This window comes from Mesorhizobium sp. M2A.F.Ca.ET.046.03.2.1 (genome assembly GCF_003952425.1).
GTDB lineage: Bacteria > Pseudomonadota > Alphaproteobacteria > Rhizobiales > Rhizobiaceae > Mesorhizobium.
This window is the reverse complement of the sequence record NZ_CP034449.1, coordinates 5,177,895-5,203,616: the sequence shown is the minus strand read 5'-3', so window position 1 is coordinate 5,203,616 and position 25,722 is coordinate 5,177,895. Positions and strand designations below refer to the sequence as shown.

27 protein-coding genes and 4 pseudogenes are annotated in these 25,722 nt (G+C 63.6%); 17 read left to right on the top strand and 14 right to left on the bottom strand.

Going from position 1 to position 25,722, the window contains the following annotated elements; genetic code table 11:
• Window positions 1–3: 3 nt before the first annotated feature.
• Window positions 4–399, bottom strand: a complete 396-nt coding sequence (locus EJ072_RS24810; protein WP_126081716.1) for a cupin domain-containing protein — start codon at window positions 397–399, stop codon at window positions 4–6.
• Between the two features lie 307 nt (window positions 400–706).
• On the opposite strand from EJ072_RS24810, the gene EJ072_RS24805 reads away from it, so the two are divergent.
• The 4 genes from EJ072_RS24805 (at window position 707) to EJ072_RS24795 (ending at window position 5,677) form a co-directional block, all read left to right on the top strand.
• The gene (locus tag EJ072_RS24805) at window positions 707–1,954 is read left to right on the top strand and encodes an EAL domain-containing protein (RefSeq protein WP_281061010.1); all 1,248 of its coding nucleotides are present in this window, start codon (window positions 707–709) and stop codon (window positions 1,952–1,954) included.
• Window positions 1,906–2,235 (top strand): EAL domain-containing protein, encoded by a 330-nt coding sequence (locus EJ072_RS37365; RefSeq protein WP_348639288.1) that lies wholly within the window; start codon window positions 1,906–1,908, stop codon window positions 2,233–2,235. The genes EJ072_RS24805 and EJ072_RS37365 overlap by 49 nt, the downstream gene beginning before the upstream one ends.
• A gap of 202 nt (window positions 2,236–2,437) precedes the next feature.
• Window positions 2,438–4,486 carry an elongation factor G gene (locus tag EJ072_RS24800; protein ID WP_126081715.1) on the top strand — a complete coding sequence of 683 codons (2,049 nt, stop codon included), beginning with the start codon at window positions 2,438–2,440 and terminating at the stop codon, window positions 4,484–4,486.
• A gap of 690 nt (window positions 4,487–5,176) precedes the next feature.
• The gene (locus EJ072_RS24795; protein WP_126081714.1) at window positions 5,177–5,677 is read left to right on the top strand and encodes an isoprenylcysteine carboxylmethyltransferase family protein; all 501 of its coding nucleotides are present in this window, start codon (window positions 5,177–5,179) and stop codon (window positions 5,675–5,677) included.
• A 14-nt stretch (window positions 5,678–5,691) separates the two neighbouring features.
• Here the strand turns inward: EJ072_RS24795 and EJ072_RS24790 are convergent, their stop codons facing one another.
• Both EJ072_RS24790 and trxB read right to left on the bottom strand, forming a co-directional pair.
• Window positions 5,692–6,588 (bottom strand): LysR family transcriptional regulator, encoded by an 897-nt coding sequence (locus tag EJ072_RS24790; RefSeq protein WP_042646207.1) that lies wholly within the window; start codon window positions 6,586–6,588, stop codon window positions 5,692–5,694.
• A gap of 72 nt (window positions 6,589–6,660) precedes the next feature.
• Window positions 6,661–7,635 carry a thioredoxin-disulfide reductase gene (gene trxB / locus EJ072_RS24785; RefSeq protein WP_126081713.1) on the bottom strand — a complete coding sequence of 325 codons (975 nt, stop codon included), beginning with the start codon at window positions 7,633–7,635 and terminating at the stop codon, window positions 6,661–6,663.
• 233 nt (window positions 7,636–7,868) lie between these two features.
• Here trxB and EJ072_RS24780 point away from each other — a divergent pair, with 233 nt between their 5' ends.
• The gene (locus EJ072_RS24780) at window positions 7,869–8,345 is read left to right on the top strand and encodes an Lrp/AsnC family transcriptional regulator (protein ID WP_126081712.1); all 477 of its coding nucleotides are present in this window, start codon (window positions 7,869–7,871) and stop codon (window positions 8,343–8,345) included.
• A gap of 67 nt (window positions 8,346–8,412) precedes the next feature.
• On the opposite strand, the gene EJ072_RS24775 is transcribed toward EJ072_RS24780, so the two are convergent.
• From EJ072_RS24775 to EJ072_RS24755, 5 genes and pseudogenes are all read right to left on the bottom strand, one after another.
• Entirely contained in the window at window positions 8,413–9,042 is a 630-nt protein-coding gene (locus EJ072_RS24775) for an HAD family hydrolase (RefSeq protein WP_126081711.1), read from the bottom strand.
• The gene (locus EJ072_RS24770; RefSeq protein ID WP_126081710.1) at window positions 9,035–9,607 is read right to left on the bottom strand and encodes an SIS domain-containing protein; all 573 of its coding nucleotides are present in this window, start codon (window positions 9,605–9,607) and stop codon (window positions 9,035–9,037) included. Before EJ072_RS24770 ends, EJ072_RS24775 begins: the two co-directional genes overlap by 8 nt.
• Window positions 9,608–9,614: 7 nt before the next feature.
• Window positions 9,615–11,099 carry a D-glycero-beta-D-manno-heptose-7-phosphate kinase gene (rfaE1, locus tag EJ072_RS24765; protein WP_126081709.1) on the bottom strand — a complete coding sequence of 495 codons (1,485 nt, stop codon included), beginning with the start codon at window positions 11,097–11,099 and terminating at the stop codon, window positions 9,615–9,617.
• A gap of 151 nt (window positions 11,100–11,250) precedes the next feature.
• Window positions 11,251–11,881, bottom strand: a pseudogene (locus tag EJ072_RS24760) (LysE family translocator).
• 60 nt (window positions 11,882–11,941) lie between these two features.
• Window positions 11,942–12,376, bottom strand: coding sequence for a thioesterase family protein (locus EJ072_RS24755; protein ID WP_126081708.1), 435 nt, complete (start codon window positions 12,374–12,376; stop codon window positions 11,942–11,944).
• A gap of 184 nt (window positions 12,377–12,560) precedes the next feature.
• Between EJ072_RS24755 and rfaD the strand changes: the two genes are divergently transcribed.
• The 3 genes from rfaD to waaC are packed head-to-tail and all read left to right on the top strand — an operon-like array spanning window position 12,561 to window position 15,459.
• Window positions 12,561–13,508, top strand: coding sequence for an ADP-glyceromanno-heptose 6-epimerase (rfaD, locus tag EJ072_RS24750; RefSeq protein WP_126081707.1), 948 nt, complete (start codon window positions 12,561–12,563; stop codon window positions 13,506–13,508).
• Complete coding sequence (gene waaF, locus EJ072_RS24745) at window positions 13,481–14,488, top strand: lipopolysaccharide heptosyltransferase II (protein WP_126081706.1); 1,008 nt, start codon at window positions 13,481–13,483, stop codon at window positions 14,486–14,488. Before rfaD ends, waaF begins: the two co-directional genes overlap by 28 nt.
• Window positions 14,485–15,459 (top strand): lipopolysaccharide heptosyltransferase I, encoded by a 975-nt coding sequence (gene waaC, locus EJ072_RS24740; protein WP_126081705.1) that lies wholly within the window; start codon window positions 14,485–14,487, stop codon window positions 15,457–15,459. The genes waaF and waaC overlap by 4 nt, the downstream gene beginning before the upstream one ends.
• Before the next feature lie 251 nt (window positions 15,460–15,710).
• On the opposite strand, the gene greA is transcribed toward waaC, so the two are convergent.
• Together greA and EJ072_RS24730 are read right to left on the bottom strand one after the other, a co-directional pair.
• Window positions 15,711–16,184: a transcription elongation factor GreA gene (gene greA, locus EJ072_RS24735; protein WP_027168132.1), complete on the bottom strand. Its 474-nt coding sequence runs from the start codon at window positions 16,182–16,184 to the stop codon at window positions 15,711–15,713.
• A gap of 263 nt (window positions 16,185–16,447) precedes the next feature.
• Window positions 16,448–16,981 carry a tetratricopeptide repeat protein gene (locus tag EJ072_RS24730; protein WP_126081704.1) on the bottom strand — a complete coding sequence of 178 codons (534 nt, stop codon included), beginning with the start codon at window positions 16,979–16,981 and terminating at the stop codon, window positions 16,448–16,450.
• Between the two features lie 177 nt (window positions 16,982–17,158).
• Here EJ072_RS24730 and EJ072_RS24725 point away from each other — a divergent pair, with 177 nt between their 5' ends.
• The 4 genes and pseudogenes from EJ072_RS24725 to EJ072_RS24710 form a co-directional block, all read left to right on the top strand.
• Complete coding sequence (locus tag EJ072_RS24725; RefSeq protein WP_112126832.1) at window positions 17,159–17,584, top strand: DUF3775 domain-containing protein; 426 nt, start codon at window positions 17,159–17,161, stop codon at window positions 17,582–17,584.
• Between the two features lie 114 nt (window positions 17,585–17,698).
• Window positions 17,699–18,709, top strand: a complete 1,011-nt coding sequence (locus EJ072_RS24720; protein WP_127257479.1) for an extensin family protein — start codon at window positions 17,699–17,701, stop codon at window positions 18,707–18,709.
• Between the two features lie 137 nt (window positions 18,710–18,846).
• Window positions 18,847–19,674, top strand: coding sequence for an extensin family protein (locus EJ072_RS24715; RefSeq protein WP_126081702.1), 828 nt, complete (start codon window positions 18,847–18,849; stop codon window positions 19,672–19,674).
• 68 nt (window positions 19,675–19,742) lie between these two features.
• Window positions 19,743–20,123: pseudogene (locus tag EJ072_RS24710) on the top strand (LssY C-terminal domain-containing protein); the annotation flags it as partial.
• Here the strand turns inward: EJ072_RS24710 and EJ072_RS24705 are convergent.
• Window positions 20,124–20,246: pseudogene (locus EJ072_RS24705) on the bottom strand (IS481 family transposase); the annotation flags it as partial.
• A gap of 1 nt (window position 20,247) precedes the next feature.
• Here EJ072_RS24705 and EJ072_RS24700 point away from each other — a divergent pair.
• A pseudogene (locus EJ072_RS24700) lies at window positions 20,248–20,577 on the top strand (LssY C-terminal domain-containing protein); the annotation flags it as partial.
• A gap of 15 nt (window positions 20,578–20,592) precedes the next feature.
• Here the strand turns inward: EJ072_RS24700 and EJ072_RS24695 are convergent.
• A complete protein-coding gene (locus EJ072_RS24695) occupies window positions 20,593–21,615 on the bottom strand; it encodes an NAD(P)-dependent alcohol dehydrogenase (RefSeq protein ID WP_126081701.1) in 1,023 nt (340 codons plus the stop codon).
• A 122-nt stretch (window positions 21,616–21,737) separates the two neighbouring features.
• Between EJ072_RS24695 and EJ072_RS24690 the strand changes: the two genes are divergently transcribed.
• The 3 genes from EJ072_RS24690 (at window position 21,738) to EJ072_RS24680 (ending at window position 24,266) form a co-directional block, all read left to right on the top strand.
• Window positions 21,738–22,652 carry a LysR family transcriptional regulator gene (locus EJ072_RS24690; protein WP_126081700.1) on the top strand — a complete coding sequence of 305 codons (915 nt, stop codon included), beginning with the start codon at window positions 21,738–21,740 and terminating at the stop codon, window positions 22,650–22,652.
• A 75-nt stretch (window positions 22,653–22,727) separates the two neighbouring features.
• Window positions 22,728–24,038 (top strand): hemolysin family protein, encoded by a 1,311-nt coding sequence (locus tag EJ072_RS24685; RefSeq protein ID WP_126081699.1) that lies wholly within the window; start codon window positions 22,728–22,730, stop codon window positions 24,036–24,038.
• Window positions 24,039–24,086: 48 nt separating this feature from the next.
• Window positions 24,087–24,266, top strand: a complete 180-nt coding sequence (locus tag EJ072_RS24680; protein ID WP_126081698.1) for a hypothetical protein — start codon at window positions 24,087–24,089, stop codon at window positions 24,264–24,266.
• 209 nt (window positions 24,267–24,475) lie between these two features.
• On the opposite strand, the gene EJ072_RS24675 is transcribed toward EJ072_RS24680, so the two are convergent.
• On the bottom strand, window positions 24,476–24,667 hold the full coding sequence (locus EJ072_RS24675; protein WP_126081697.1) for a hypothetical protein: 192 nt from the start codon (window positions 24,665–24,667) through the stop codon (window positions 24,476–24,478).
• Window positions 24,668–24,879: 212 nt separating this feature from the next.
• Window positions 24,880–25,095, bottom strand: a complete 216-nt coding sequence (locus EJ072_RS24670; RefSeq protein ID WP_245463347.1) for a hypothetical protein — start codon at window positions 25,093–25,095, stop codon at window positions 24,880–24,882.
• Between the two features lie 140 nt (window positions 25,096–25,235).
• Between EJ072_RS24670 and EJ072_RS36120 the strand changes: the two genes are divergently transcribed.
• Window positions 25,236–25,376: a hypothetical protein gene (locus EJ072_RS36120; RefSeq protein WP_189343090.1), complete on the top strand. Its 141-nt coding sequence runs from the start codon at window positions 25,236–25,238 to the stop codon at window positions 25,374–25,376.
• Window positions 25,377–25,722 lie beyond the last annotated feature (346 nt).

Genomic DNA, 25,722 nt, shown 5'->3' with positions numbered 1-25,722 from the left:
GTCTCAGCCGCCATATTGCTCCGGTGTCACCGCTTCCAGCCACTCCGCATGGACGCCGTCCATCGCCTCCTGCATGGCGATATGGGTCATGGCGGTTTTCCATCCGGCGCCATGCCAGTGCTTCTCGCCCGGCGCGAAGGAGATGACGTCCCCTGCCCTGATCGTCTGGACCGGCTCGCCCCAGGTCTGGGCAAGTCCGGCGCCGGCCGTGACATAGAGCGTCTGCCCAAGCGGATGCGTGTGCCAGTAAGTGCGCGCGCCGGGCTCGAAACTGACCAGCGTCGCCCTCAGCCGCGCCGGCGTTTCTTTCTCGATAATCGGCGTCTGCAGCACCCGCCCGGTGAAATAGGCCTCCGGCGCGATGATCGTCGGCACGCTGCCGCACGCAATGATCTTCATCGTTCAGATCCTCGAACTCGTTGGTTGAACAAGGGGCCGCGCTCGGCCTCTCGTGGAGCAGTCTCCTCCTGCGGAGAGGCCATTGCAACGGCTTTGGGATGTTGCCGGCGCGGCAGCTCCGGTTGCGCGCTCAGGCACTAGCATTTTCTATTTTAGAATGTCTCAATACCGTCATAAGTCATTGCTTTTTAACCATAAAATCGCCGCCTCGATCCAGCCGCCAGAGAACAGGTCAAGACGATCGCCGCGCTCAGCGTTTGTTAACGGCTGAGGTTCTAGCGATGGCGCGTGCTGTGGGGGCGCGGACATGAGTATCTTGGCGACAATCAAGGATCATAGCGGCCGTATCTATCGCGGCATCCAGGCTCTGCTCGTGATGAGCATCGCAGCCACCGGGCTCGCGGCTTTCGCGCTGACGGAGAACGCTTCCCGCGCCGGCGCGCTGACGATGTCGGCAGCATCGACCCTGATGGCGCTTCTGGTCTTGATGTATATGCGCTCGAGCGTCGTCCAGCGCCTGCAATCGGCGGAGGATGCCGAAGCCGAGAAGCACCGCTTTCTCACCATCGATGCCATGACCGGCGCCATGACCCGGCGCTATTTCATCGAAGCGCTGCGCGACCGGCTGGGCGGCTTGCGCAACCGTCGCCAGGCAAGCCTGCTTCTGATCGACCTCGATCATTTCAAGCAGCTCAACGACACGTTCGGCCATCAGTTCGGCGACCTGGCGCTGGCGCATCTTGTCAGCGAAACGCAGCGCATCTTCGAGGACGGCGCCATCGGCCGGCTCGGCGGCGACGAGTTCGGCGTCATGGTTCCGCATGGCGACGTCGCCGTCATCAACAAGGACGTGCGCCGGCTGCTCGATGCGATGCGGGCCGGCAAAAGACATGAAGGCAAGATCATTCCGCTGTCGATCTCGGTGGGGGTCGCGCTTGCGCCGCTGCATGCCTCGAACGGTGCTGAGTTGATGCTGCTGGCCGACCTTGCGCTCTACGAAAGCAAGGCAGGCGGCCGCGGCCGCGTCACCGTCTTCGACGAGGAGATGCTGTCGGACAAACGCTATCGCCGGCTGGTGGAACGCGAGCTGCGCGCCGCGATCTATCTCGGCGAGCTGGAACTGCACTACCAGCCGATCGTCGATCCCGACGGCTCGGTCGACGCGCTGGAGGGATTGATCCGCTGGCGCCATCCCGTGCGCGGCTTGATCTCGCCGGCGGAATTCATCCCGATCGCCGAGCGCTCGACGCTGATCGACATGATCGGCGAATGGGTCTTCAAGCGCGCCTGTACCGATATCGGGCATTTTCCCGGACGGCGCATCTCGATCAACGTCTCCGGCGAGCAGCTGAAGCGCGACGAGATCGTGACGATGTGCGATAGGATCCTGCGCGAAACCGGCCGGTCCGCCTCGCAATTCATCATCGAGATCACCGAGACGGTGGCGACGGCCGCGACGCCGGAGGTGCTGAGGCGCCTGGAGGCGCTGCGCGGCCTCGGCTTCCCATCGCGCTCGACGACTTCGGCACTGGACATTGCGGTTTTAACTATCTGAAGTCGCTGCCCATCGACAGCGTCAAGATCGACCGCTCCTATATCCGCAGCCTCGCCCATGACCAGGTGGCGCAGATCTTCGTCTCGGCGCTTGCCCAGATCGCTCGCATCCAGGAGATCGCCATCGTCGCGGAAGGCGTCGAGACCGAGCAGGAATTCAGCCTCGCCCGAACGGCCGGATGCAGCCGCTTCCAGGGCTATTTCTTCGGCAAGCCAGCGCCACGCGACAAGGCAAGCGCCTTGTGTGTCGCCGGCCGCGAGCCGCTCGCCCTCACGGCCTGACAAACCCAAGCCGGCGAAAATCCTATTTTTCTTGCCCTCCCGGCGAACCCGTGTGACGATGGCCTTGGGAAGGGGTGGATAAAACCCACCCGCGACGGCCGAACAGGCCGGCCGCCGCTCTGCACAGGGTGCGATCGGAGCAAAAACCGGTTTCCACTTTTGCTGATCGCTCTCTTGGGAAACGCCTGAGTGGAGGTCAGCCATGGGTACTCGCGCCGGAGGACGACGCACGGGACCGAAATGCATCGCCATAGTCGGTCCCTTTGCAAGCGGTAAGACGACACTTCTCGAAGCAATCCTCGCCCGCACGGGCGCGATACCCCGCCAATCACCCGTTTCATCGGGCAACACCGTCTCCGATCATTCGCCCGAAGCCCGCGCCCACGCCATGAGCGTCGAGGCCACCTTCGCCACCACCGATTTCATGGGCGAGCAGATCACCTTCGTCGATTGCCCCGGCTCCATCGAATTCGCCTTCGAGGCCGAACCCGTGCTTGCCGCTTGCGACCTTGCGGTCGTCGTCGCCGAGGCCGACGAGAAGAAGATCCCGGCACTGCAGCTGATCATGCGCAAGCTCGACGATCTCGCCATTCCGCGCATCCTGTTCCTGAACAAGGTCGACAAGGCGATTGCGGGCGTGCGCGAGACGCTGAAGATGTTGCAGCCGGCAAGTTCGGTACCGCTGCTCTTACGCCAGATTCCGGTGCGCAAGGACGGCATCGTCATCGGCTCGATCGATCTGGCGCTGGAGCGCGCCTACATCTATCGCGAATACGCCGAAAGCCAGGTCGCCGAGATCCCGAACGACGACAAGGCGCGCGAGCTGGAAGCGCGTTTCTCCATGCTGGAAACATTAGCCGATCACGACGATCACCTGATGGAGCAATTGCTGGAGGAGATCGAGCCGCCGAAGGACGCGATCTTCGACGATCTCTCGGCTGACCTGCGCGCCGGCGCGGTGACGCCGGTGCTGATCGGCACGGCCGAGAAAGGCAACGGCGTGCTGCGCCTGTTGAAAGCCATTCGCCACGACGCCCCGGATATCGAGGCGACGAGGAAGCGCCTCGGCGCGCCGGAAGGCCAGACGGTGGTGCAGGTGATGAAGACCATCCACACCGCGCATGGCGGCAAGCTTTCGGTGTCGCGCGTGCTTTCAGGCCAGTTGGCCGACGCGGCCGAGCTTTTCCTGTCCAACGGCGACACGACGAAGGTCTCCGGCCTCTACAGGATGCTCGGCAAGGACCAGATCAAGCAGACATCCGCCAAGGCAGGCGACACCGTCGCGCTCGGCAAGCTCGACAACGTCAAGACCGGCCAGACGCTGAGTTCGGCCAAGGGCGGCATCCGGCCACTGGTCACGCTCGAGCCGCCGCAGCCCGTCTTCGCCTTCGCGCTTCGCCCCAAGGAGCGCAAGGACGAGGTCAAGATGTCGGCCGCGATCCAGCGGTTGGCCGAGGAGGACCCTTCGCTCAGCCTGCGTCACAATCAGGATTCGGCCGAGACCGTGCTGTCGGGCCACGGCGAGATGCATCTGCGCGTTGTGCGCGAGCGCCTTGAGGGCAAGAACCAGATTCCGATCGAGGGCCATGCCCCGGCGGTGCCCTACCGCGAGACGATCCGCAAATCGGCGCAGCAGCGCGGCCGCCACAAGAAGCAGTCCGGCGGCCACGGCCAGTTCGGCGATGTGGTGATCGAGATCAAGCCGCTGCCGCGCGGCTCCGGCTTCCAGTTCTCCGACACCATCACCGGCGGAGTGGTGCCGAAGACATACATCCAGTCGGTCGAGACCGGCATTCGTGACTATCTGAAGACCGGCCCGCTCGGCTTTCCGGTCGTCGACGTCGCCGTCAACCTGTCGGACGGCTCTTACCATGCGGTTGACTCTTCGGACATGGCCTTCCAGATGGCGGCCAAGCTCGCGATGAAGGAAGGCATGGCCGCCTGCTCGCCCGTCCTGCTGGAGCCGGTGATGAAGGTCGAGATCGTCACGCCTTCCGACGCGACGTCGAAGATCATCGCGCTGATCCCGCAGCGGCGCGGCCAAATCCTCGGCTATGACGCGCGGCCCGACTGGCCGGGCTGGGACGTCGTCGAGGCGACCATGCCGCAGGCCGAAATCGGTGACCTGATCATCGAGCTGCGCTCGGCGACCGCTGGCGTCGCCAGCTACAGGGCCGCTTTCGACCACATGGCCGAGCTCACCGGCCGGCTCGCCGACGAGGCGATGAACGCCAACGGCAAAGCCGCCTGAACAGGTCGGAGTGCCTGACGGGCTGTCCGCTGAAGATATGAAAACGGCGTCCGGTTCGCCCGGACGCCGTTTCAATTGCGGACCGTCTTCCTGGGAGGCAACGGCTGGTCCGCCGCACCCGGACAAATGGTTCGGACGCGGTAGCTGCCTGAGCCCGGCCATTTCGAGTGATGCCCCCATCTCTCGAACCGACCAACCGCGTCCTATGCTCTAGTTAAACCATAGACTGCGTCCGCGACATGTTACCCGATGTTACATGTCACTGTTACGTGTCGGATTCGGCCGTGTTTTTGCCGGCCCGAAGGCATGCGGGCAACAAAAAAGCCGGATCAATAAAGATCCGGCTGAGTTTGATTGGAAGTGCCGATTAGGGCTAACCTCCAGAGGGGAACACTCGAGGGCGCTAATGGGAGGAGAACGCGCCCTAGAGATGCCACTATATATGTGCTCATCATGCCCAAGAAACAAGCATCTATTTTGCAACACACGCATGCAAAAAGACGCAGGCTGTGGTCCAACCCATTCCAGAAAGCCATAGGACCAGGAAAATCGCGGGTTTCAAGCTGCTTCCTGATCTAAAGTGACTGCTTAAATGCCAAATCAAGCCGATTTTGCTCCGAAATACAGGCGACTCGGCAAATGATGCCGATTTCGGCATGCCGAGATTATTTTTGCGGCAGGAGATCGATGATGCGGACTTTTTCAGCAATCGCCGGCAGCGCCCTGTTTCTGGTCGTCGCGCCGGGCGTTGTCGCCGGACTGATGCCCTGGCTGCTGACCGACCATTATCGCAAACCTCTGGCGACTGCGCCGGGCTTCGTGGCCGCGGGCTCCATTTTCGTGATCGGAGCAGCTGCGATCCTGCTGCACGCCTTCGCCCGTTTTGCCCTCGAAGGGCTGGGCACGCCCGCCCCTGTGGCGCCGACGGAGAAACTGGTCGTGGGCGGCATCTACCGCCACGTCCGCAACCCGATGTACGTGGCTGTGCTGGCGATCATCCTCGGCCAGGTTCTGATCTTTTCAAGCTGGCCGGTGCTTCTCTATGGCATGATCACCGCGGCTGCGATGATCTCGTTCGTCAATATCTATGAAGAGCCGACGCTCGCCCAGCGCTATGGCGAAGAATATGAAGTCTACCGACGCGCCGTGCCCGGCTGGCTGCCCCGCCTCACACCCTGGCGCGGGCAGTAGTCTCGGCCGGGCATTCAGTAAGACCAGCTGCGCGCCTTGGCGATAACGAAATCGCGAAAAACGTGCAGCTTCGCCTGGTTCTTCATCGCATCGGGATAGGCGAAATAGGTGTCGAAGGACGGCACCTCGGTCTCCGGCAGCAGCTGCACCAGGTTCGAGTCCTTGTTGATCACATAGTCCGGCAGCATGGCGATGCCCGCGCCGCCCTGCACCGCCCGCTTGATCGACAGGATGTCGTTGATCTGCAGCGTCGGCACCCGCTGCGCGCCTTCGAAATCGCCGACTGTCTCCAGCCAGTTCAGCTCCGACAGATGCGAAGGCACCGGCACGCCGAAGGTGACGATGCGATGGTTCCTGAGCTCAGCGATCGAGGCCGGCCTGCCGAACTTGGCGATGTAGGACGGCGCCGCGTAGAGGTGGAAATGCACCGTGAACAGCCGCCGCTGGATAAGGTCGGGCTGCTGCGGCTGGCGCAGCCGGATCGCGCAATCGGCCTGGCGCATGGTGAGGTCTAGCTCCTCATTGGCCAGGATCAGCTGCAGGCTGATCTCGGGATAGAGCTCGATGAATTCCTGCACGCGCTCGGTCAGCCAGCCGGCGCCCAGCCCCACCGTGGTCGTCACGCGGAGCACGCCCGACGGCCGGTCCTTGGTCTCGGTCAGCCGCGTCTTGATGGTTTCCAGCTTCATCAGCACGTCATGCGCCGTGCGGAACAGCATCTCGCCCTGCTCGGTCAGCACCAGGCCACGCGCATGACGGTGGAAGAGTGCGACGCCGACATCATGCTCGAGCGCGCTGACCTGCCGCGAAATGGCCGATTGCGACAGATGCAGCGTCTCGGCGGCATGGGTGAACGACCCAGCCTCCGCCGCTGCGTGAAATACGCGTAGCTTGTCCCAGTCCAGCGCCATGATTCCCCTCGCGTTGCATTTGGCGTCTGAATGAAAAATCAGGCTTTTAAACGGCTTTTTTCAGCCGATTTGTCACTCCGCCGCTTCGCGGTGAACCTCGATGCCGGCCAGATATTTTTCCGCCTCGAGTGCCGCCATGCAACCAAGCCCCGCGGCCGTCACCGCCTGGCGGTAGACATCATCGGTGACATCGCCGGCGGCGAACACGCCGGGCACGTCGGTGCGAGTCGAATCGGGTGCCGTCCACAGGTAGCCGTTCGGCTTCTGCTTCAGCTTGCCGACGAACAGCTCGACCGCCGGCGCATGGCCGATCGCGACGAACACACCGTCGACCGGCAGCTTCGATTCCTGGCCGGTCACGACATTGCGCAGCGTCAGGCCTTCGACGGAAGGCGGCAGCGGCGCCTTACCCGGACGTCCGGTGATCTCGTGCACCACCGTGTCCCAGATGACGCGGACATTGTCCTTCGCAAGCAGCCGCTCGCGCAGGATGCGCTCGGCACGGAAATCGTTGCGCCGATGGATGACGGTGACGCTTTTCGCGAGGTTCGACAGATAGAGCGCTTCCTCGACCGCGGAATTGCCGCCGCCGACCACCGCCACGTCCTTGCCGCGGTAGAAGAAGCCGTCGCAGGTGGCGCAGGCCGAAACGCCGAAGCCCATGAAGGTCTGCTCGGATGGAATGCCCAGCCACTTGGCCTGCGCGCCGGTGGCGATGATCAGCGCGTCCGCCGTGTAGACGGTGCCGGAATCGCCGGTGGCGCGGAACGGCCGCACATTGAGGTCGACCTCGGTGATGATGTCGTTGACGATATCGGTGCCGACATGCTCGGCCTGCGCCAGCATCTGGCTCATCAGCCAAGGTCCTTGGATCGGATCGGCGAAGCCCGGATAATTCTCGACGTCGGTGGTGATCATCAACTGGCCGCCCTGCTGCAGGCCGGCGACCAGCATCGGCTTCAGCATGGCGCGGGCGGCATAGATCGCCGCCGTGTAGCCGGCCGGGCCGGAACCGATAATGAGAACGGGCGCATGTTTGGTGTTCATGAAAGTCCCCTGCGGCGCAAAGCCGTGGTTTTGTCGAGGTTAATGTAAGGGTTGCAAACCATGGCAGCAAGACGAACGGACCGTCGTCCCCGGAAAGCTGCCGTCAGCCGGATATTCGCAAAATCGCAGCTTTTGTTACCTCTAAAAATCGCGTCGGTGAGGGGCTGGCGCGGACACAAAAGTCGTTTAATTACAAATTCGCGAAAGATTCTTGCGCAAGAGCCGAGACAGCCATGCCGCTCAAAGCCGACCTCGACGCCATCGACTGGAAGATCCTGCGTGAATTGCAGAGCGACGGGCGCATGACCAATGTCGAATTGTCGAGCCGGGTCGGCATCTCGGCGCCGCCCTGCCTGCGCCGCGTCAGGCGGCTGGAAGAAGCCGGCATCATCCGCGGTTACCGCGCGCTTCTCAACGCGCCGGCGCTCGGCATGGATGTCGTCGCCTTCTGCCTGATCGGCCTGCACCATCAGGCCGATGCCGAGTTGAAGACCTTCGCCGAACGCACGCGCGGCTGGCCGATCGTGCGCGACGCCTGGATGGTGTCGGGCGAATCCGATTTCCTGCTGCACTGCGTGGCAAGCGACCTTGGCACCTTCCAGACCTTCGTCATCGAGGAACTGGCTTCGGCCCCGAATGTGGACACGGTGCGCACCGCCTTGACCATCCGCCGCGTCAAGGATGAGGGGCTGGTGGCCTTTCAAACTTGATGTGCCGTTTCCGGAAATTCCGCTGCAGAACAACAGGCTTAACTTCAGGTCTTGAATCAACCTGCGATCAAAGCGATCGTATCGCAGTGAGCAGTCCACCAAGGTCCGTTGCGTCGCGCAACGGCAACACCGAAAGCCCGCCCATCATCGAGCCTTCGCCGTCGACAAGCCAGCCACACGTGAGGCCGGCGCGCTGGCCGGCTTCCATATCCGCCAGCTTGTCGCCGACGATCAGTGATCGTTTCAAGTCCAGGCCGAGCTGCCGGCCCGCCTCCAGCAGCATGCCTGGATTGGGCTTGCGCATCGGATGATCGGCCATCGCCAGTAGACCGGTGCCGGTCTCGTGGTAGGCGCAAGCCAGCACCATGTCGACAAACGCGTTCTGTTCAGCCAGCAGGTCGAGCACGCGCCCGTTGACCCGGGCGAAAGCGTCCCAGCCGAAATAGCCGCGCGCGATGCCGGACTGGTTGGTGACGACAACGACCGGAATGCCGCGCTGGTTCGCGGTCGCGATGACCGGCGCGATGCCATCGCGCAGCGCCATGGTCGCCGGATCGTCGGGATAGCCGGTATCCAGATTGATCGTGCCGTCGCGATCGAGGAACAGCGCCGGCCGGCCGGCCGGAAAGCTCCGGTCACCAACCCGCTCGACCCAAAGGCCTGGCCCGGCCAGCGGAAAGCCTTCGCTCTCAGCCATTGCTGAGACGCGCTTCGACCGCCTCGCACAGATGGTGGTAGAGGCAGAGATGCCCCTGCTGGATGATCGGCGTCGAGGTCGATGGCACATTGAGCAGGATGTCGGCCAGCGGCGCGAGCTTGCCGCCGGTATCGCCGGTAAGGCTGATCACCGTCATGCCCATCATGCGCGCCTGCTCGGCGGCGGCAAGGATGCTTGGCGAATTGCCGCTGGTCGAGATGGCAAGCAGCACCGCGCCTTCCGATCCATGCGCCTCGACCTGGCGCGAGAAGACGGTGTCGAAGCCGTAATCGTTGCCCCAGGCGGTCAGCACCGCGGCGTTGGCCGGCAGCGCGATGACATTGTAGGCCTTGCGCTCCTTCAGGAAGCGGCCGACCAACTCGCCGGCGATGTGGATGGCATCGCTGGCCGAGCCGCCATTGCCGCAGATCAGCAGCGCCTTGCCTTGCGAAAGCGCGGTCACGACCGTGCTCACGGCGCGCTCCATCTCACCGGTCAGGTCGCGCTCGACCATCGCCGAGATCGCCGCCGCGGAGCGGACCAGGTAGTCGTTCAAATCGGACATGAGACCCTCAGTTTGCGGCACGCAGCTTGCCGATCGTGTTCGTCGTGCTCTTGCCTGCGACGAGGTCGACCAGCACCACGCGCCCGCCCGCCTTCTGCACCACATCGGCGCCGACCACGGTCTCGATCGTATAGTCCGCGCCCTTGACCAGGACGTCGGGCAAGAGCGCCTCGATCAGCTTGAGCGGCGTATCCTCCTCGAAGACGACGACGGCGTCGACCGAGGCAAGCGCTGCCAGCACGCAGGCGCGGTCATGCTGGTTGTTGACCGGGCGCCCCGGCCCTTTCAGCCGGCGCACCGAGTCGTCGCTGTTGAGGCCGAGCACCAGCCGGTCGCACTGGCTGCGGGCGGCATGCAGCAGGCTGACATGGCCGGCGTGCAGGATGTCGAAACAGCCATTGGTGAAGCCGACCGTGAGGCCCTCTTCCTTCCAGGCGGCGACCATCCTGGCCGCCGCATTGGCGTCAAGAATGGCATCCGTATGAGCCGTCGGCCCATGCGAGCGGAACAGCGCGCCGGACAGTTCCTCGACATTCAGCCGAGCGGTGCCGCGTTTTCCCACCACGACGCCGCCGGCCGCATTGGCGATGACCGCGGCATGCACCCGGTCGGCGCCGGCGGCGAGCGAAAGCGCGAAGCTCGCAATGACCGTGTCGCCGGCACCGGAAACGTCGAACACTTCGCTGGCCTGGGTGGAAATGTGGCGGGCATCCTCGGCGGAGACCACGCTCATGCCCTTCTCGCTGCGCGTGGCGACGATATACTCGAAGTCATGCGCGGCGATCAGGTCGCGTGCGGCGGCCACGATCTCGTCATCGCCGAACACCTTGCGCCCGACCGCCTCGCCAAGCTCCTTGCGGTTCGGCGTCACTGCCGTGGCGCCGGCATAGCGCGCGTAATCGCGCCCCTTCGGATCGACCAGCACCGGCTTGCCGGCATCGCGGCAGATCGCGATCAGCTCGCCGGCGACGCCGTCGAGCAGAATGCCCTTGCCGTAATCGGAAAGGATCACGATGTCGGCGCGGCCAAGCGCGGCCTGGAAATGATCGATGAGCTTCGCCCGCTCGGCGGAAGTGAGCGGCTTGATCTCTTCCTCGTCGAAGCGCAGCACCTGCTGGTTGAGCGCGCTGAAGCGGCTTTTCGACGAGGTCATGCGGTCCGCCCGCTGCAGAAGCCCGTCCGTGTCGACACCGATCTCGCTCAGCATGCGCATCAGATTGTTGCCGGCCTGGTCGGCGCCGATCACCGAGACGGGTATGGCGGCCCCGCCTAGCGAAACGATGTTGGAGACGACATTGCCGGCGCCGCCCATGTTCAGCATTTCGCCCCGTCCATGCAGCACGGGGATCGGAGCCTCCGGCGAGATGCGTTCGATCACGCCGCTGACGAAACGGTCGAGAATGAAATCGCCGACCACCAGCACGGTGACCTCGCCGAACCGGGCGATGGTGCGATGCAAAGGTTCCGGAGAGGGCGGATTGTGCTTGATCATCTCACTCGACATATGCCTGAAAAAGGCAGGACTTGATTAGGTTTCAGCGCCGGAATTGTGGCGCACCTCGCTCAACGCGATGCGGATATACCGCAATTGCGGCGAGCGCAACGGCAGGCCCGATTGACTGCGGCCGAAGTCGGCTGTGCAATCAGCTTCTCTGCAGGGCCACGTGGACGCCGAGGCCGACAAGCACGGCGCCGCCTGCACGCTGCATCAGCCGCTGCGCCCGCCCTGAACGCCGCAGCCGGTCGATCATCGCGCCGGCAAGGAATACGCAAACAATATCGGCGGAGGAAAACATCAGATTGACGATGGTTCCAAGCACGACGAACTGCAGCCAGACGGGAACGCCGCCGAGGCATCGATGAATTGCGGCAGGAACGCCATGAAGAAGATCGCCGTCTTCGGATTGAGCACCTCGACGGTGATGCTTTCGAAAAAGGCGCGCCGCGCCGATTTCCGCTCGATGGCCGGCAGAGCCGTATCGCCGCCTGTCCGTTTGCGGATCATTGAGACGCCGAGCCAGATCAGATAGAGCGCGCCGCCGAGCTTGACCGCCAGATAGAGCGGCGGCACGGCGTGGAACAGGACGGACAGTCCCGCGGCGGCCGCGAAGACATGCACATAACCGCCAAGATGAATGCCGAGAGCCGCCGTCAGCCCCGACCAGCGGCCCCGCGCCATCGTCTGCGCCGCGGCTAAAGCATGGCGGGTCCGGGGATGTAGGCGAAGATCGCAGTGGTGGCGAAGAATGCGATGAGCAGTTCGGTCGACGGCATTCTTGGTCCCTTACGCTGCGCCAGCTGGCTAAGGCCGACTGGAGCGGTAGCTTTGCGGCCTCACTGTGGCAAGGAACCTGTCTGCCGGGATTTGGTCAAGACACGCGCCATGAACTTGTCATGGTCGATCACGGCGCGCTCGTGGAAACCTTCCCCGATCGGTCCGCCCTCGTCACTGCACGACACCTTGAAGCGCAGCTTTCTTCCTTCCACGGCGATAAGCTCGACATCTGCCGTGACCATCATGCCGACAGGCGTGGCGGCGACATGGGAAACATCGACATGGGTGCCGACGGTCCTCTCATGGCTTCCGAGGAACGGGCGCAATGCCTCGATGCACGCCCATTCGATGAAGCCGACCATGAAGGCGGTAGCGAATACCGGCGGCATGTCGCCGAATCCCGCAAAGGCCGGCGTCATGGCAGGCACCGTCAGGGTATCGTCCACCCGCAGGGTTTGAAGATGGCGAAGGCCAGGCTTTAGATCGGACGTCATGATTGCACCACGGGCATGTATCCGCACCGCGGCGCCCTCGCCCCGGTGCTTGCAAGCAGCTTATCCCGAAAGCCCTTCCGCCGATCCATCCCTACATTCGTCGTAGCCGCGGCCGGCGAGCTTTATCGACAGCCCAGCCCACCTCCCCTATAAGAGCCCGGATCGCAAACAGACAGAGGCCTTCATGATCATCGTCACGGGCGGCGCCGGCATGATCGGCTCCAACATCGTCGCCGCACTCAACGCCGAGGGGCATGACGACATCGTCGTGGTCGACGATCTCACCGACGGCCACAAGATCGCCAACCTCGCCGACCTTCGCGTCGCCGACTATCTCGACAAGGACGATTTTCTCGCCCAGCTCGAGAATGGCGCGCTCGGCCGCATCGAGGTCGTCTTCCATCAGGGCGCCTGCTCGACCACCACCGAGTGGAACGGCAAGTTCATGATGCACGTGAACTACACCTATTCGAAGCGGCTCCTGCATGCCTGCCTCGACCTGCGCGTGCCCTTCCTTTATGCCTCCTCCGCATCCGTCTATGGCGGGGGCAGCGAGTTCCGCGAGGAGCCCGAGTTCGAGCGCCCGCTCAATGTCTATGCCTATTCGAAGAAACTGTTCGACGACTATGTCCGCCGCAATGTCGACGCCGATCATTCGCAGGTGACGGGGCTGCGCTACTTCAACGTCTACGGACCGCGCGAGGCGCACAAGGGCGCCATGGCGTCCGTCGCCTTCCATCTGTTCAACCAGGTCGAGCGCGGCGAAAATCCGAAACTCTTCGGCGCCTATGGCGACTTCGGCCCCGGCGAGCAGAGCCGCGACTTCATCCATGTCGGCGATGTCGCCGACGTCAATCTGTGGCTTTGGAAAAAGGGCCAGAGCGGCATCTTCAACTGCGGCACCGGTCGCGCCCAGCCGTTCCGCGCCGTCGCCGAAACGGTGATCGACACGCTGGGCAAGGGCGAGATCGAGTTCATCCCCTTTCCCGACCATCTCAAGGGCAGCTACCAGAGTTTTACGCAGGCTGATATGTCCCGCTTGCGCGCGGCCGGCTACAATGGCCAATTCCGCACAGTCGAAACCGGCGTCAGGGACTATGTCGAATGGCTGAAGGCCCAACGATCCTCGTGATCGGTCCACGCTGGGTGGGCGACATGGTCATGGCGCAGTGCCTGTTTGCGGCGCTGAAGGAAAAACATCCGAACGCGGCGATCGATGTGCTGGCGCCGGCCTGGGCCGCGCCTTTGGTCAAGCGCATGCCCGAGATACGCAGCCAGATCGACTTCCCGCTGATGCCGGGCGCGCTCGAATTCCGCAGCCGCAGGCGCTTCGGCCGCCTGCTGCGCGGCCGCTACGACATGGCCTATGTGCTGCCGGGAAGCTGGAAATCGGCACTGATCCCGTTCTTTGCCCGCATCCCCCATCGTGTCGGCAATTTGCGCGAAATGCGCTATGGCCTGCTGACCGACATCGTGCCGCTGCCCGAAGCGCTGAAGCGGCGCACGGCGCGCGCCTATTTCGGCCTCGCGCGCGGCGGCACGTTTCGCGCGCCGAAGCTTACCGTCGACAAGGCCAACCAAGCCGATCTGCTGGCGCGGTTCGGGCTGACGGGAAGGAAATTTGTGGCGCTCATGCCCGGCGCCGAGTTCGGCCCGGCAAAACGCTGGCCGAGCGATCACTATGCCGGGCTTGCCCGGAACATGATGGCAAAGGGTCTGGGCGTCGTGCTGCTCGGCTCGAAGAACGATGCCGGCGTGACCGGCGAGATCGCGACGCTCGCGCCCGGCGCCATCGACCTTGCCGGCAAGACGCGGCTGGAGGACGCCATCGACCTGATCGCCGCGGCAAAGCTTGCGGTCTCGAACGACAGCGGGCTGATGCATGTCGCGGCCGCCGTAAACACGCCGATCGTGGCCGTCTATGGTTCGACGTCGCCGGAAAACACGCCGCCGCTCAGCGAGCGCTCCGAACTGATCTGGCTGCATCTGTCCTGCTCGCCCTGTCACAAGAAAGTCTGCCCGCTCGGGCATCTCAACTGCCTCAAGACCCTTGATGTCGCCCGTGTCACTGCCGCGGCCGACCGCCTGCTCAAGGTTCCGGCGGCCGCATGAAAGTGCTGATCGTCAAGACATCGTCGATGGGCGATGTCATTCACACCTTTCCGGCCGTCGAGGACGCGGTGCGCAATCGTCCGGATATCAGCTTCGACTGGTGCGTGGAGGAGCCGTTTGCCGGCATCGTGGCGCTGCATCCGGCGATTGGAGTGATCCACAAGGTGGCGGTCCGGCGCTGGCGCAAGAGGCTTTTCGACGGCGGAACGTGGCGTGAGATGGCCGGGCTGCGCCGAGCACTCCGTGCCTCCCGCTACGATCTTGTCGTCGACGCGCAAGGCTTGTTGAAGTCTGCCCTGGTCGCCATCCAGGCCGACGCGCCGATTGCCGGCTTCGACCGCGCCAGCGCCCGTGAGCCTTCGGCGACGCTGTTCTATCAGCGCAAATACGCCGTGCCGCGCGATCTGCATGCCATCGAGCGCACCAGGCGGCTGTTCGGCCTGGCGCTGGGCTACCAGCCTGACCTGTCGGCGCTCGAGTCCGGCATCGTGCCGCCAGCGGGCGCGCTACCCGGCGTTGAAGGCAAAACCGCTTTCCTGCTCCACGGCACCAGCCGCGAGGACAAGAAATGGCCGGCCGAGGACTGGATCGGAACCGCGCGCGAGCTGGCCGACCGGCAATTCACGCCAGTGGTCACATGGTCGAATGAGGCGGAAAAGAAGGTGGCGGAGGCCATCGCCGGTGCCGTGCCAAAGACGTTGCTGGTTGCGAAATCGCCGCTCGCGGACGTCGCCGCGATCCTCGGCCGCTCGACGCTCGTCATCGGCGCCGACACCGGCCTCACCCACCTCGCCAGCGCCTTCGGCCTCCCGACCGTCGCCATCTTCCTGGCGACGGAGCCCGGTCTCACCGGCCCGCGCGGAAAGTTTGCATCGACCTTGCTTGCGCCGCCCGGCGGCAAGATCACGCCGGCTGAGGTGATGGCCGAGGCTGAGCGGCTGCTGGTGCTCAGATCAAACGCGCCAGCTTAGACCGCGGCTGCTTCGTCATCCACGGGCGGAGCAAGGAGCGAAGCGACGCGGCGCAGACCCGAGGATGACGACGTCACGGAGGCTTCAGCCAATTCCGAACGTTTGCAATGGATCCGCAGCGAGCCGTGGTAGCTCAGAAATCGACGCCAGGACATGATCTCGAAAAGTGAGAACCGAAAGATCATGTTCCAACAAAGAGTTGGATCAGGATGACAATTCAATGAAACGTCATCCCAATCTGGCGAAGCGCACTAAATAAATTGCACCTGGACGATCTCATATCCCCGGGCGCCGCCGGGAGCGTTCACCTCGATGGCGTCGCCGACTTCCTTGCCGATCAGCGCACGCGCGATCGGCGAGGAGATCGAGATGCGGCCGGACTTCACGTCGGCTTCCTGGTCGCCGACGATCTGGTAGGTCTTCTTTTCCTCGGTGTCCTCGTCGACGAGCACGACGGTCGCGCCGAACTTCACCTTGTCGCCGGAAAGCTTGGAGACGTCGATGACCTCGGCGCGCGCGATCAGATCCTCGAGCTCGTTGATGCGGCCTTCATTGTGGCTCTGCGACTCCTTGGCCGCGTGATATTCGGCATTTTCGGACAGGTCGCCATGCGAGCGCGCTTCGGAGATCGCCTCGATGATACGCGGACGCTCCTCTTGCTGGCGCCAACGCAGTTCTTCCTTCAATGACGCGAACCCCTCGCCTGTCATCGGGACCTTGATCATATGCCTGACCTTTCCTGCCGCCACCCCCGCTTGTCGGGAGCAGCCTTGTCAAATGGGTACAAAAAGAAAACGGTCCGGCAGCCTCGGGCTAACGGAACCGTTTCACCACAATTTCCCTGAATATAGCGATCTTGGCGCGATTTTCACGTGCAAAAATGAAGTTCGGCGAAATGATCACCGCTTTCGCGGATGCCGGTTGATGGCGAACAACAAAAAGCCGGCTACGATTGCTCGCAGCCGGCCCGAAGAGCTTGAAGCCCTGTTCAGCTCCGCAGGAAATGATCGATCTGCTCGGACAGCATGCCGTATTCGCGCGAGCCCGTGCCGGTCCGCTTTTCGATTTCCTTGAGCTGTTCCTGAGCGCCGGCGAGATCGCCGATCTGAAGATGCGCTTCGCCGAGATATTCGCGCACAAGCGTGTAGTTCGGGTCGATGCGCAGCGCTTCCTCGTAATAGCCGAGGCCGACCGTGACGCGGCCAGAATGGCGATGCGAATAGCCGAGATAGTTGAGGATGCGCGGATCCTGCTTGTTGGCGGCGAGCGTCAGCACCGAGATCGCCTCGTCATAGCGCCCGGCCATCGCCAGATCGTGGCCGGCCTCGTAGATGCTGTCGTCATCCAGCATGCCATATTGCGGCTTCACGCACTTGTTCTTCTTCTTGTCCCAGACTTCGCCCTTCTTGCACTGGGTAGTGGTTTGGCCGCTTCCGCCACCTTCACCGGCCGCAAAAGCCGGGGCGACGAACAGCGGCAGCGCCGCAATAGCCATGACCTGAACAAGCAATCGTCTGCGCATCGATGCCTCCGTGAGCGTGACAATGGCAGACTAACGCCGGCCCGATCCGCTTTCATCCCGAAAAGCCGTCATCGGCCGAACTATTTTGGACGGCCCGAAGGAGAGCCTTGCCTCCGGGCGTGACGCGCGCTGCAAATCCGCTATCATCGGGCCACGCGCATCACGTGGAGAAGGACCGTGCAGCAGCGCCTCGAGAAAGAATGGGAGCTTTCCATCGACCCGGACACGGTGCGCCTGTTCATCCTCAAGGCCAAGGCGCTGAGCGCCGCCGTCAACGAGGACTATGACGACGGCGCCGAGCACGAGGTCGAGTTCGACGGCGACGCGCATGCCAGCCATCACCATGACGGCCTTGTCGAGGAAGCCTCGGAAGACCTCACCGAGGAAGAATTCCGCGAGCTGATCAACGATCTCAACATCGACGAAGCGGCCGAGCTGATCGCGCTCGCCTGGGTCGGGCGCGGCGACTATGACGCATCCGAATGGGCTGACGCGGTGGCAGCCGCCAGGGAGCGTCCAAGGAAGCGCACGGCCAAATACCTGCTCGGCCTGCCGATGCTTGCCGACTGGTTGGAGGAAGGCCTTGAAGCCATAGGCGCGTAACGCGCCGGTAACCGATTGTGATCGGCAAGGCCGGCGGTACAGGCAACTTCGCGACGCGATTGCCGTTTCGGGGCGATGGCAACGCTGAGCATTTCCGGATTGTGCAGATTGGCGTTGCCTTTGGCGGCGGCAGCCCTGCTGATAACGCCGGCCACGGCCGCCAAGCATCATCACCGGCACAAGAGACACCTGCCGCCAGCCAGCGAGAGCGCCGCTCCGGTACCGGAGACGCCGCAAACGACACCGGCGCCAGGGGCACGTCCTCAGGATATGGAAAACCGCGCCCAGAAGTCCGGGCAAGGCAAAAGCCGCCTCGACAGCGACGACGACTTCCTGAACCAGGAGAAGTCGCATCCGAAATGGGACGCCCATCCGCCGCGCTCGAAGGGCGCTCAGTCCGGGGCACGGGCGGAGCCCGATCCGCAAACGCCGGAGATTGTCCCCACGCCGACCGAAAAACCCGCCGAACTGGAGCCGGAGCCGCCGGAAACCGCGCCGCAACCGCCGGAAAAACCGGCCGATGCCGGCGAGGAAAAGATGCTTCCCGATCCCCGCTCGGCCGATGTGCCGGCCGACGAGATGCCGGCCGAGGAAACCGCGTGTCGCGAGCGGCTAAGGACGCTTGGCGTCGAGTTCGAGGAGCACAAGGCCGAGCACGACGCGCAAATCGGCTGCTCTATCCCCTATCCGATAGTTTTGAAGACGCTCGGCAAGTCCATCAGTGTCAGTCCCGGCACCGAGCTCAATTGCCCGATGGCCGAGGCAACGGCGCGCTTCATGGCCGATGTCGTCCAGCCCACGGCAAAGGCCGAACGCGGCGCCGATTTGAAGGCGGTCAACCAGGCCTCGGCCTTCGTCTGCCGCCCGCGCAACGGCACCCGCAAACTGTCGGAACACGCCTTTGGCAACGCGGTCGATATTGCGAGCTTCAACTTGTCGGACGGAAGCAGGATCGAGGTCGGGCCGGCGCCTCCTGAAAAAGATGCGAAGTTCCTCGACGCAGTGCGCAAGGCTGCCTGCGGACCGTTCAAGACGGTGCTTGGGCCGGGCGCCGACGCCGACCACGCGCTGCATTTCCATCTCGACCTGGAACCGCGACGTCACGGCGGCACCTTCTGCCAATAGCCACAATTCCGGAAGTTTCGGTCACGTCCCGGCAAGAACAGCGCCGCAATTCCGCCCCAGGCATGAATGCCGGCGCTGATCTTTCCTTTACTGTTGAGGGTTAACCTTGTGCCATTCGGGGACAAGGACGCCTTTCAATGGCTCGAAGACTTGGCGCTGCGCTGATGGCGGCGCAACGAAACAAGTGCGCGCGAATCGCGATCGCCGGGCTGGCCGCCGGCGCCATCGCGACGATATCGGCCTGTACCACGGGCGACGTCTTTGCGCTGCAGCCCGCCGTCGATGTCGGCAGCCAGACGGCGGCCGTGCCACAGCCCGACGCGCCGCAATATTCCGGCATGCAGCGCCTCGTTCCCTCCAACCCCTATATGACCCAGGCCGCCTATCCGCGCATGGACGAGCCGATGTCGCCTCTCGAGCAGATGCCGGCCAGCGAGATCGACTGCCGCAACGAGCTGAAGCGGATGGGCGTCGTCTATCAGGACGTCCAGCCGATCCATGAGGGACAGTGCGGCATCGATTTCCCGGTAAAAGTCTCGGCGATCGGCAGCGTCGCCATGAAGCCGGCCGCGACACTGACCTGCAGCATGGCCGCCACCTTCGCCGCCTGGACCAAGCACGAGCTGCAGCCGGCCGCCCGCTGGCGCTATTTCTCCGGCGTCAAGGCGATCCACCAGGGCTCGAGCTATTCCTGCCGCAACATCGCCGGCGAAGGTGTGTTGTCGGAGCACGGCAAGGGCAACGCCCTCGACGTCATGAGCATCGAACTCAACAATGGCGACGACATCGACGTCCGCAAGCCCGGACTGTTCGCCTTCCGCACCCGTGGCTTCCTCAACAATGTGCGCGCCGACGGCTGCGAATATTTCACCACGGTGCTTGGCCCGGGCTACAATTACGACCACCGCAACCATTTCCATTTCGACATCAAGAACCGCAAAAGCGGCTACCGCGCCTGCCGCTGAGGCGGCTCTACCCGAAAACGGCCAACACCGCATAAAATGATCGCGCAAGGATTTGGGAGCGGTTGGTCGTGGGTAAGCGAAGCCTGAGGCGGCGAGCGGCGATCTGGCTTGCGGCTATTTGCGCCTTCTATCTCGCGCTCGCCTATGTCGCCGCGCCGGAATTCTGGACTTGGCGGGAGCGCGGTTTTCGTACCCGGCCCTTCGAGATGGTGACGCATACGCCGCAGGGCATTCCCGGCGACCCAATCAATGTCGGCCTTGTCGGCACCGAGAAGGAGGTGGTCCACGCCTTCGCGGTCGCGGGTTGGGATACGGCCGATGCGGTCACGCTCAGGACCGCGATCGATATCGGTGAAAGTGTGCTGTTTTCCCGCCCCTACCCCGATGCGCCGATGAGCCGCCTGTTGTTCGAAGGCCGCGCCCAGGACCTGGCCTTCGAGAAACCGCTCGAAACGACCGAGCTTCTTGATATCGATATGGATCATCTCGCCAGGATGCTCGCGCTCGTAGCGTCGGATCGGCTCGGCCGGTTCGATATCCCGCAACCGCGACAGTCCGGCACGCTTGAGAACGGTCGGCGACAGCGCCGACCGGCGCCACCATGTCCGCTTCTGGGTGACGGACGCGGTCGGCGACGACGGCCGCCCGCTCTGGCTGGGCGCCGCGAGCTTCGATCGCGGAGTCGGCCTCAGCCACGACACGGGCGCCGTTACGCACCATATCGGTCCGGACATCGACGCCGAGCGCGACTTCCTGATCGGCGACCTGAAGGCCGCCGGTCTGCTTACCTCAACCAGCGAGATACCGGGAATCGGCGCCACCAAGACGGGACGCAATGGCGGCGGCGATCCCTATTTCACCGACGGCATGGCCGTGGTCGGCGTGTTGAAGACGCTGCAGTGATCTCGCCACGCGCCATCAGCTCGTGGCGATCACGATCTTGCCGAACGGTCCCTTTTCTAGATGCTGGAGCGCTTGGGGCACCTCGTCGAAGCCGTAGACCTTGTCGATGACCGGCCTGATGCCGAGCGCCTCTATTGCCTGGTTCATGCGCTCGAACGCGCGTCGATGGCCAATGGAAATGCCCTGGACCACGATGCGGTTGCGCATGAACGGAACGATCGGAAAGCTGATCTCCATCGCGCCGAGCACGCCGATGACGGATAGCCGGCCATCGGCGGCAAGGGCGTTGAGCGACCGGCGCGCATTGTCGCCGCCGACCATTTCCAGCACATGGTTCACGCCAAGCCCGTCCGTCATGGCGCGAGCGGCCTCGTCCCATGCCGGCTGGGTGCGGTGGTTGATCGTCTGCCACGCGCCGAGGTCCCTGGCGCGCTTCAGCTTCTCGTCGCTGCTCGACGTGACGATCGCGCGCAAGCCGAAGGCGGCGGCGAATTGCAGCGCAAACAGCGACACGCCGCCCGTGCCCTGGATAAGGATGGTCTGGCCTGGCACCGGCCTTGTCGCCTCCGCCATCGCGAACCAGGCGGTCAGCGCCGCGATCGGCAGCGTTGCGGCCTCGACATCGCTCAGCGAGACCGGCGCCGGCACCGCCGCGTCCTCGCGGAAGACGACATGCTGGGACAGCACGCCTGGAAGCGAGGAGCCCAGCGTGTGCTGGTGGAGCACGGCCGGCGCGTCGCCATCCGGCCAGTCGGCGATCACCTGTCCCAGCACCCGCTGTCCGACCTTGAAGCGGCTCACGGCGCCGCCGACCGCCACGACCTCGCCCACGGCGTCCGAGGTCGGCACGAATGGGAAGGACAGGTCGGGGATGAGCACGCCGTCCACGATCATCTTGTCCTTGTAATTCAGCGAGACGGCTTTCGTCCGCACCAGAAGCTCGTGCGGACCTGGATCGGGGATCTTGCCTTCCACCGGCCGCAGATTCGAAAGGCCGAACCCGCTCATCTGCCAGGATCTGTTGCTGTCGGTGCTCATGCGTCACGCCTTGGTTGATGGTGCGCGAGAGATTTATGCGATCCGACTATGGAAAATAGTGCTCCGATGCGGGATATTCGGCAACAAATTGAAGAGCTGAAATCTACAATAGGGAATTCGATATGGACCCGGCTGACCTCCAGGGCGTCGTCGCATTCGTCAACACCGTCGAAGCCGGCAGCTTCACCGGCGCCGGCGCGCGGCTGCATGTGACGAAGTCGACGATCGGCAAGTCGGTCGCGCAACTGGAGCAGCGGCTGGGTGTGCGCCTGCTCAACCGCACCACGCGCAGCCTCAGCCCGACCAGCGAAGGCATGAGCTACTACGAATCCTGCGCGCGGGCGCTTGCCGAGATCGAGGCCGGCCAAGCCTTGCTCGCCTCGCGCCGGCAGGTCCCGTCGGGCAAGCTTCGGGTCGATATACCGCTCGCCTTCGGCCGACGCTGCGTCGCGCCGGTGCTGTTCGACATCTCCAATCGGTTCCCGGACCTGATGATCGAGATCTCCTTCAACGACCGGCGCGTCGACCTGATCGAGGAAGGCATCGACCTGGCCGTGCGGATGGGCGACCTCGACGATTCATCGTCGCTTGCGGCGCGCCGCATCTATGCCCAGCGCTCGGCGATCTGCGCGTCCCCAGCCTATCTCGAGCGGCATGGCCGGCCGCAATCCATCGAAGACCTCGCCCGGCACAGCGTCATCGGCTATGGACGCGAAGGCGTCGTCCGACCCTTGGCCATCCGCGACAGCGCCGGCCGTCTCGCCGCCTTCGTGCCCAAGGCGCGGCTTGTGCTCGGCCACGGCGAGCCGATGCTGGACGCCGCGCTCGCCGGCTGCGGCATCGCCTTCCTGCCGACCTGGCTTGCCGGCCAGAGCCTGCGGCGCGGCGCGCTCGAAATGGTCCTGCCCGACCATTTGGTGGAGCGCATCGTCGTCCATGCCGTGTGGCCCCTCACGCGCGCGCTGACGCCGAAGGTTCGCGTGGTCATCGACGCGCTTGTCGGGCATTTCGCGGCGCCGCTTTGGGATGCCGCCTGAACATTGCGCCTGTCATCTTCCAAAAATACCGGCAGGCTATTTTCGAATGCGCTGCAGCAATGCTATTGACCGCCCATGCTTTACGTTGAAATCGCCGTCGTTGCCGTCCTCATCTTGGTGAACGGCCTTTTGTCGATGTCGGAGCTTGCCATCGTCTCGTCGCGGCCCGCCCGCCTCAAGGCGATGATCGACCGCAACATCAAGGGTGCCGGCCGCGCGCTGGCGCTGGGCTCGAACCCCGGCAAGTTCCTGTCCTCGGTGCAGATCGGCATCACCCTGGTGGGCGTTCTCTCAGGCGCGTTCTCGGGCGCGACGCTTGGTGAGCGGCTGGCGCAATATCTGGCGTCGACCGGCATCCGCGAAAACATCGCCGACCCCGTCGGTGTCGGCATCGTCGTCGCCTTGATCACCTATGCCTCGCTGATCGTCGGCGAGCTGGTGCCGAAGCAGATCGCGCTCAAGGACCCGGAACGCGTCGCGGTCAGGGCCGCGCCGGCAATGACGATCCTCGCCACCGTCTCGGCGCCGCTGGTCTTCCTGCTCGACCTCTCCGGCCGCGCCGTGCTGTGGCTGCTCGGCCAGGCCGGCGAAGCGGAAGAGAAGGTCACTGACGAGGAGATCAAGATGCTGGTCGCCGAGGCCGAGCACCATGGCACCATCGAATCCGACGAGCGCCGCATGATCGCCGGCGTGATGCGGCTCGGCGACCGCGCCGTGCGCGCCGTGATGACGCCGCGCACGGAGGTCGACTGGCTCAACCTGCAATCCGACGAGACGGTGACCCGAAAGCTTCTGATGGAAACGCAGCACTCGCGATTGCCGGTCGGCGACGGCAATGTCGACGCCACGGTCGGCGTCATCCAGACGCGCGACGTGCTGGCCGCCCTTCTCGCCGGCAGGGTGCTGGATCCGCGCCAGCACGTGCGCGCCGCACCCATCGTGCATGACCAGGCCGACGCGCTCGACGTGCTGCAGAAGCTCCGGGAATCGGATGTGCCGATGGCACTGGTGCATGATGAGTACGGCCATTTCGAAGGCATCGTCACGCCGGCCGACATCCTCGAAGCGATCACCGGCGTGTTCCGCTCCGACCTCGAGGCCGGCGAGGAGGAGAACGCCGTCAAGCGCGACGACGGCTCCTGGCTGCTCGCGGGCTACATGCAGGCCGACGAGATGGCCGAGGTGCTGGGCATCGACCTGCCGGAGAACCGCGACTACGAGACCGTCGCCGGCTATGTGCTGTCGCATCTCCACCACCTGCCGACGACCGGCGAGTGCGTCGACGCGCAAGGCTGGCGTTTCGAGGTGGTCGACCTCGACGGCCGGCGCATCGACAAGCTGATCGCCACCCGCCTGCCCGACGGGCATCGGCCCGTGGCGCGCTGAGCGGAACCTTAGCGTCGACTTGCGGTTTCGGGTCATGGGGAAAAATCCATGGCCGAGAGCAAGCACGAACGCGACGAGCGATTGAAGGCGGAGAAGGAATTCCGGGTCCGCTTTCTCATGAAGGAAACCGGCATCACCGAGGCCCAGGCCCGCGACCTCGTCGACTTGATCGGCATCGACGCCAGTTCGCTTCTTCGGGAGGCGCGGCTACTGAAGAAGAATAGGTAATGTCTCAGTTTGAAATTCGACCCAGCTCGGAACACAAGGCGACCCGGCCCGCTTATCAAGGTGACACAGGATTTGCGGGCCGGGCCGTTGGCCCCGAAGAGCCAACTAAAGCATGTCTCCCGAAAGTGGGAACCGGTTTCGGGATAAGGACATGCGTAAAATCAAAAACCTAAAGCGCATGGAGCGAATCCGAACGATCGCGACGCGCTTTAGATGCGCGCGATCCTCTCAATTCCCAAGCGAATGCGCTGCCCCTCCGCGTAGCTGAGCGCATATGCCTCGAGTTCGAAATTGGTGATTGTATCTTTGCCGTTTTCGATGACGTGGACGAACCATTCGCCACAGGCCTCGACCACTTCCACGGCGTTCTGCTTCGCTTCGTTGCACGGCACGTTATCCATCGCAGCTCTCTCCAGAGAAGCCATGGGAAACGTCAATTTTTATAAGGCTCCGAAGGCTCGTTTTTCAAGGCCAATTTTCAAGCTGGTGAGGCGCGCTTTTTGTCGGGTCCACGCTTGCCGGGCTTCGGTGCAACGCGTTCCAGGCGCGTCTTGCCGGCAATGCGCATGACGCGGACTGCGTTGCCGATCACATCGTGGGTCGCTTCTGGCCGTTAGGTCCTGTCGGCATTGCGGAGTTCGTTCTTCAATCTATCCCTGTCGGCGACGTGCATCCCCTGCATCTCCTCAAGCTGCTCCAAAAACGCAGTCGCTTCCTTAGTATCATGACCATCGCGTTCGAGTTTGGCGATTAGTTCGCGCTGGCGGATAAGGTGCTTCTCGCCTTCAGCCACATGCTGCTCCGCTTGTGCCAGGTGCCGCTTTATCATTTGAGGATCCATAGCGCTAAGCATAGGCACTTTTGGCGTGGCGTTCAAACGCGGTCGGAATTTTCCGAAATTCAAACCGAGACACTACCCAGCATGCGGTGTGGCGGATTCCGCCGGAGCTCGACGTTCTCATAAAAGTCTTGAACGACTACTGCGCAAGGCAGCACGTTGCCGACGAGGATGAACGCGAACGCATCGCGGTCAAGGTGATGGCGCTTTTCGGCCGCGGCGTCTCCGACCCTGTCCTGTTGTCGGCGGAGCTTGAACGCGGTTCCGTTTGATTGGCCTCGGCGCGTGGCCCGCAAGCGCCGCCCACCCTCCGCTCCAGTCATATTAAAGTAAAAGCTTATATTTATGCTTCTTACATTCCAAATACCTAATGTTGCCTTTAAGTAACGGTGCTCAATATATCGATAATCGACAATTCAACTTCGGGACAGGAATCAAACGCCAAGTTAACCTCTCGGCGATTTGGTCGGTGCGCCGTGCGGGCGATCCGGCGTGGCGGGCAACGGATTCAGGGGCACGGTTCAATGAGGGCGGGCGGCAGCGTTCATGGTATTCCGTCTGGCGGAAAGGCAGGCGCAGCTGCGCTTCGTGCCGGTGTTTCGCTCGCAGCACTTATCG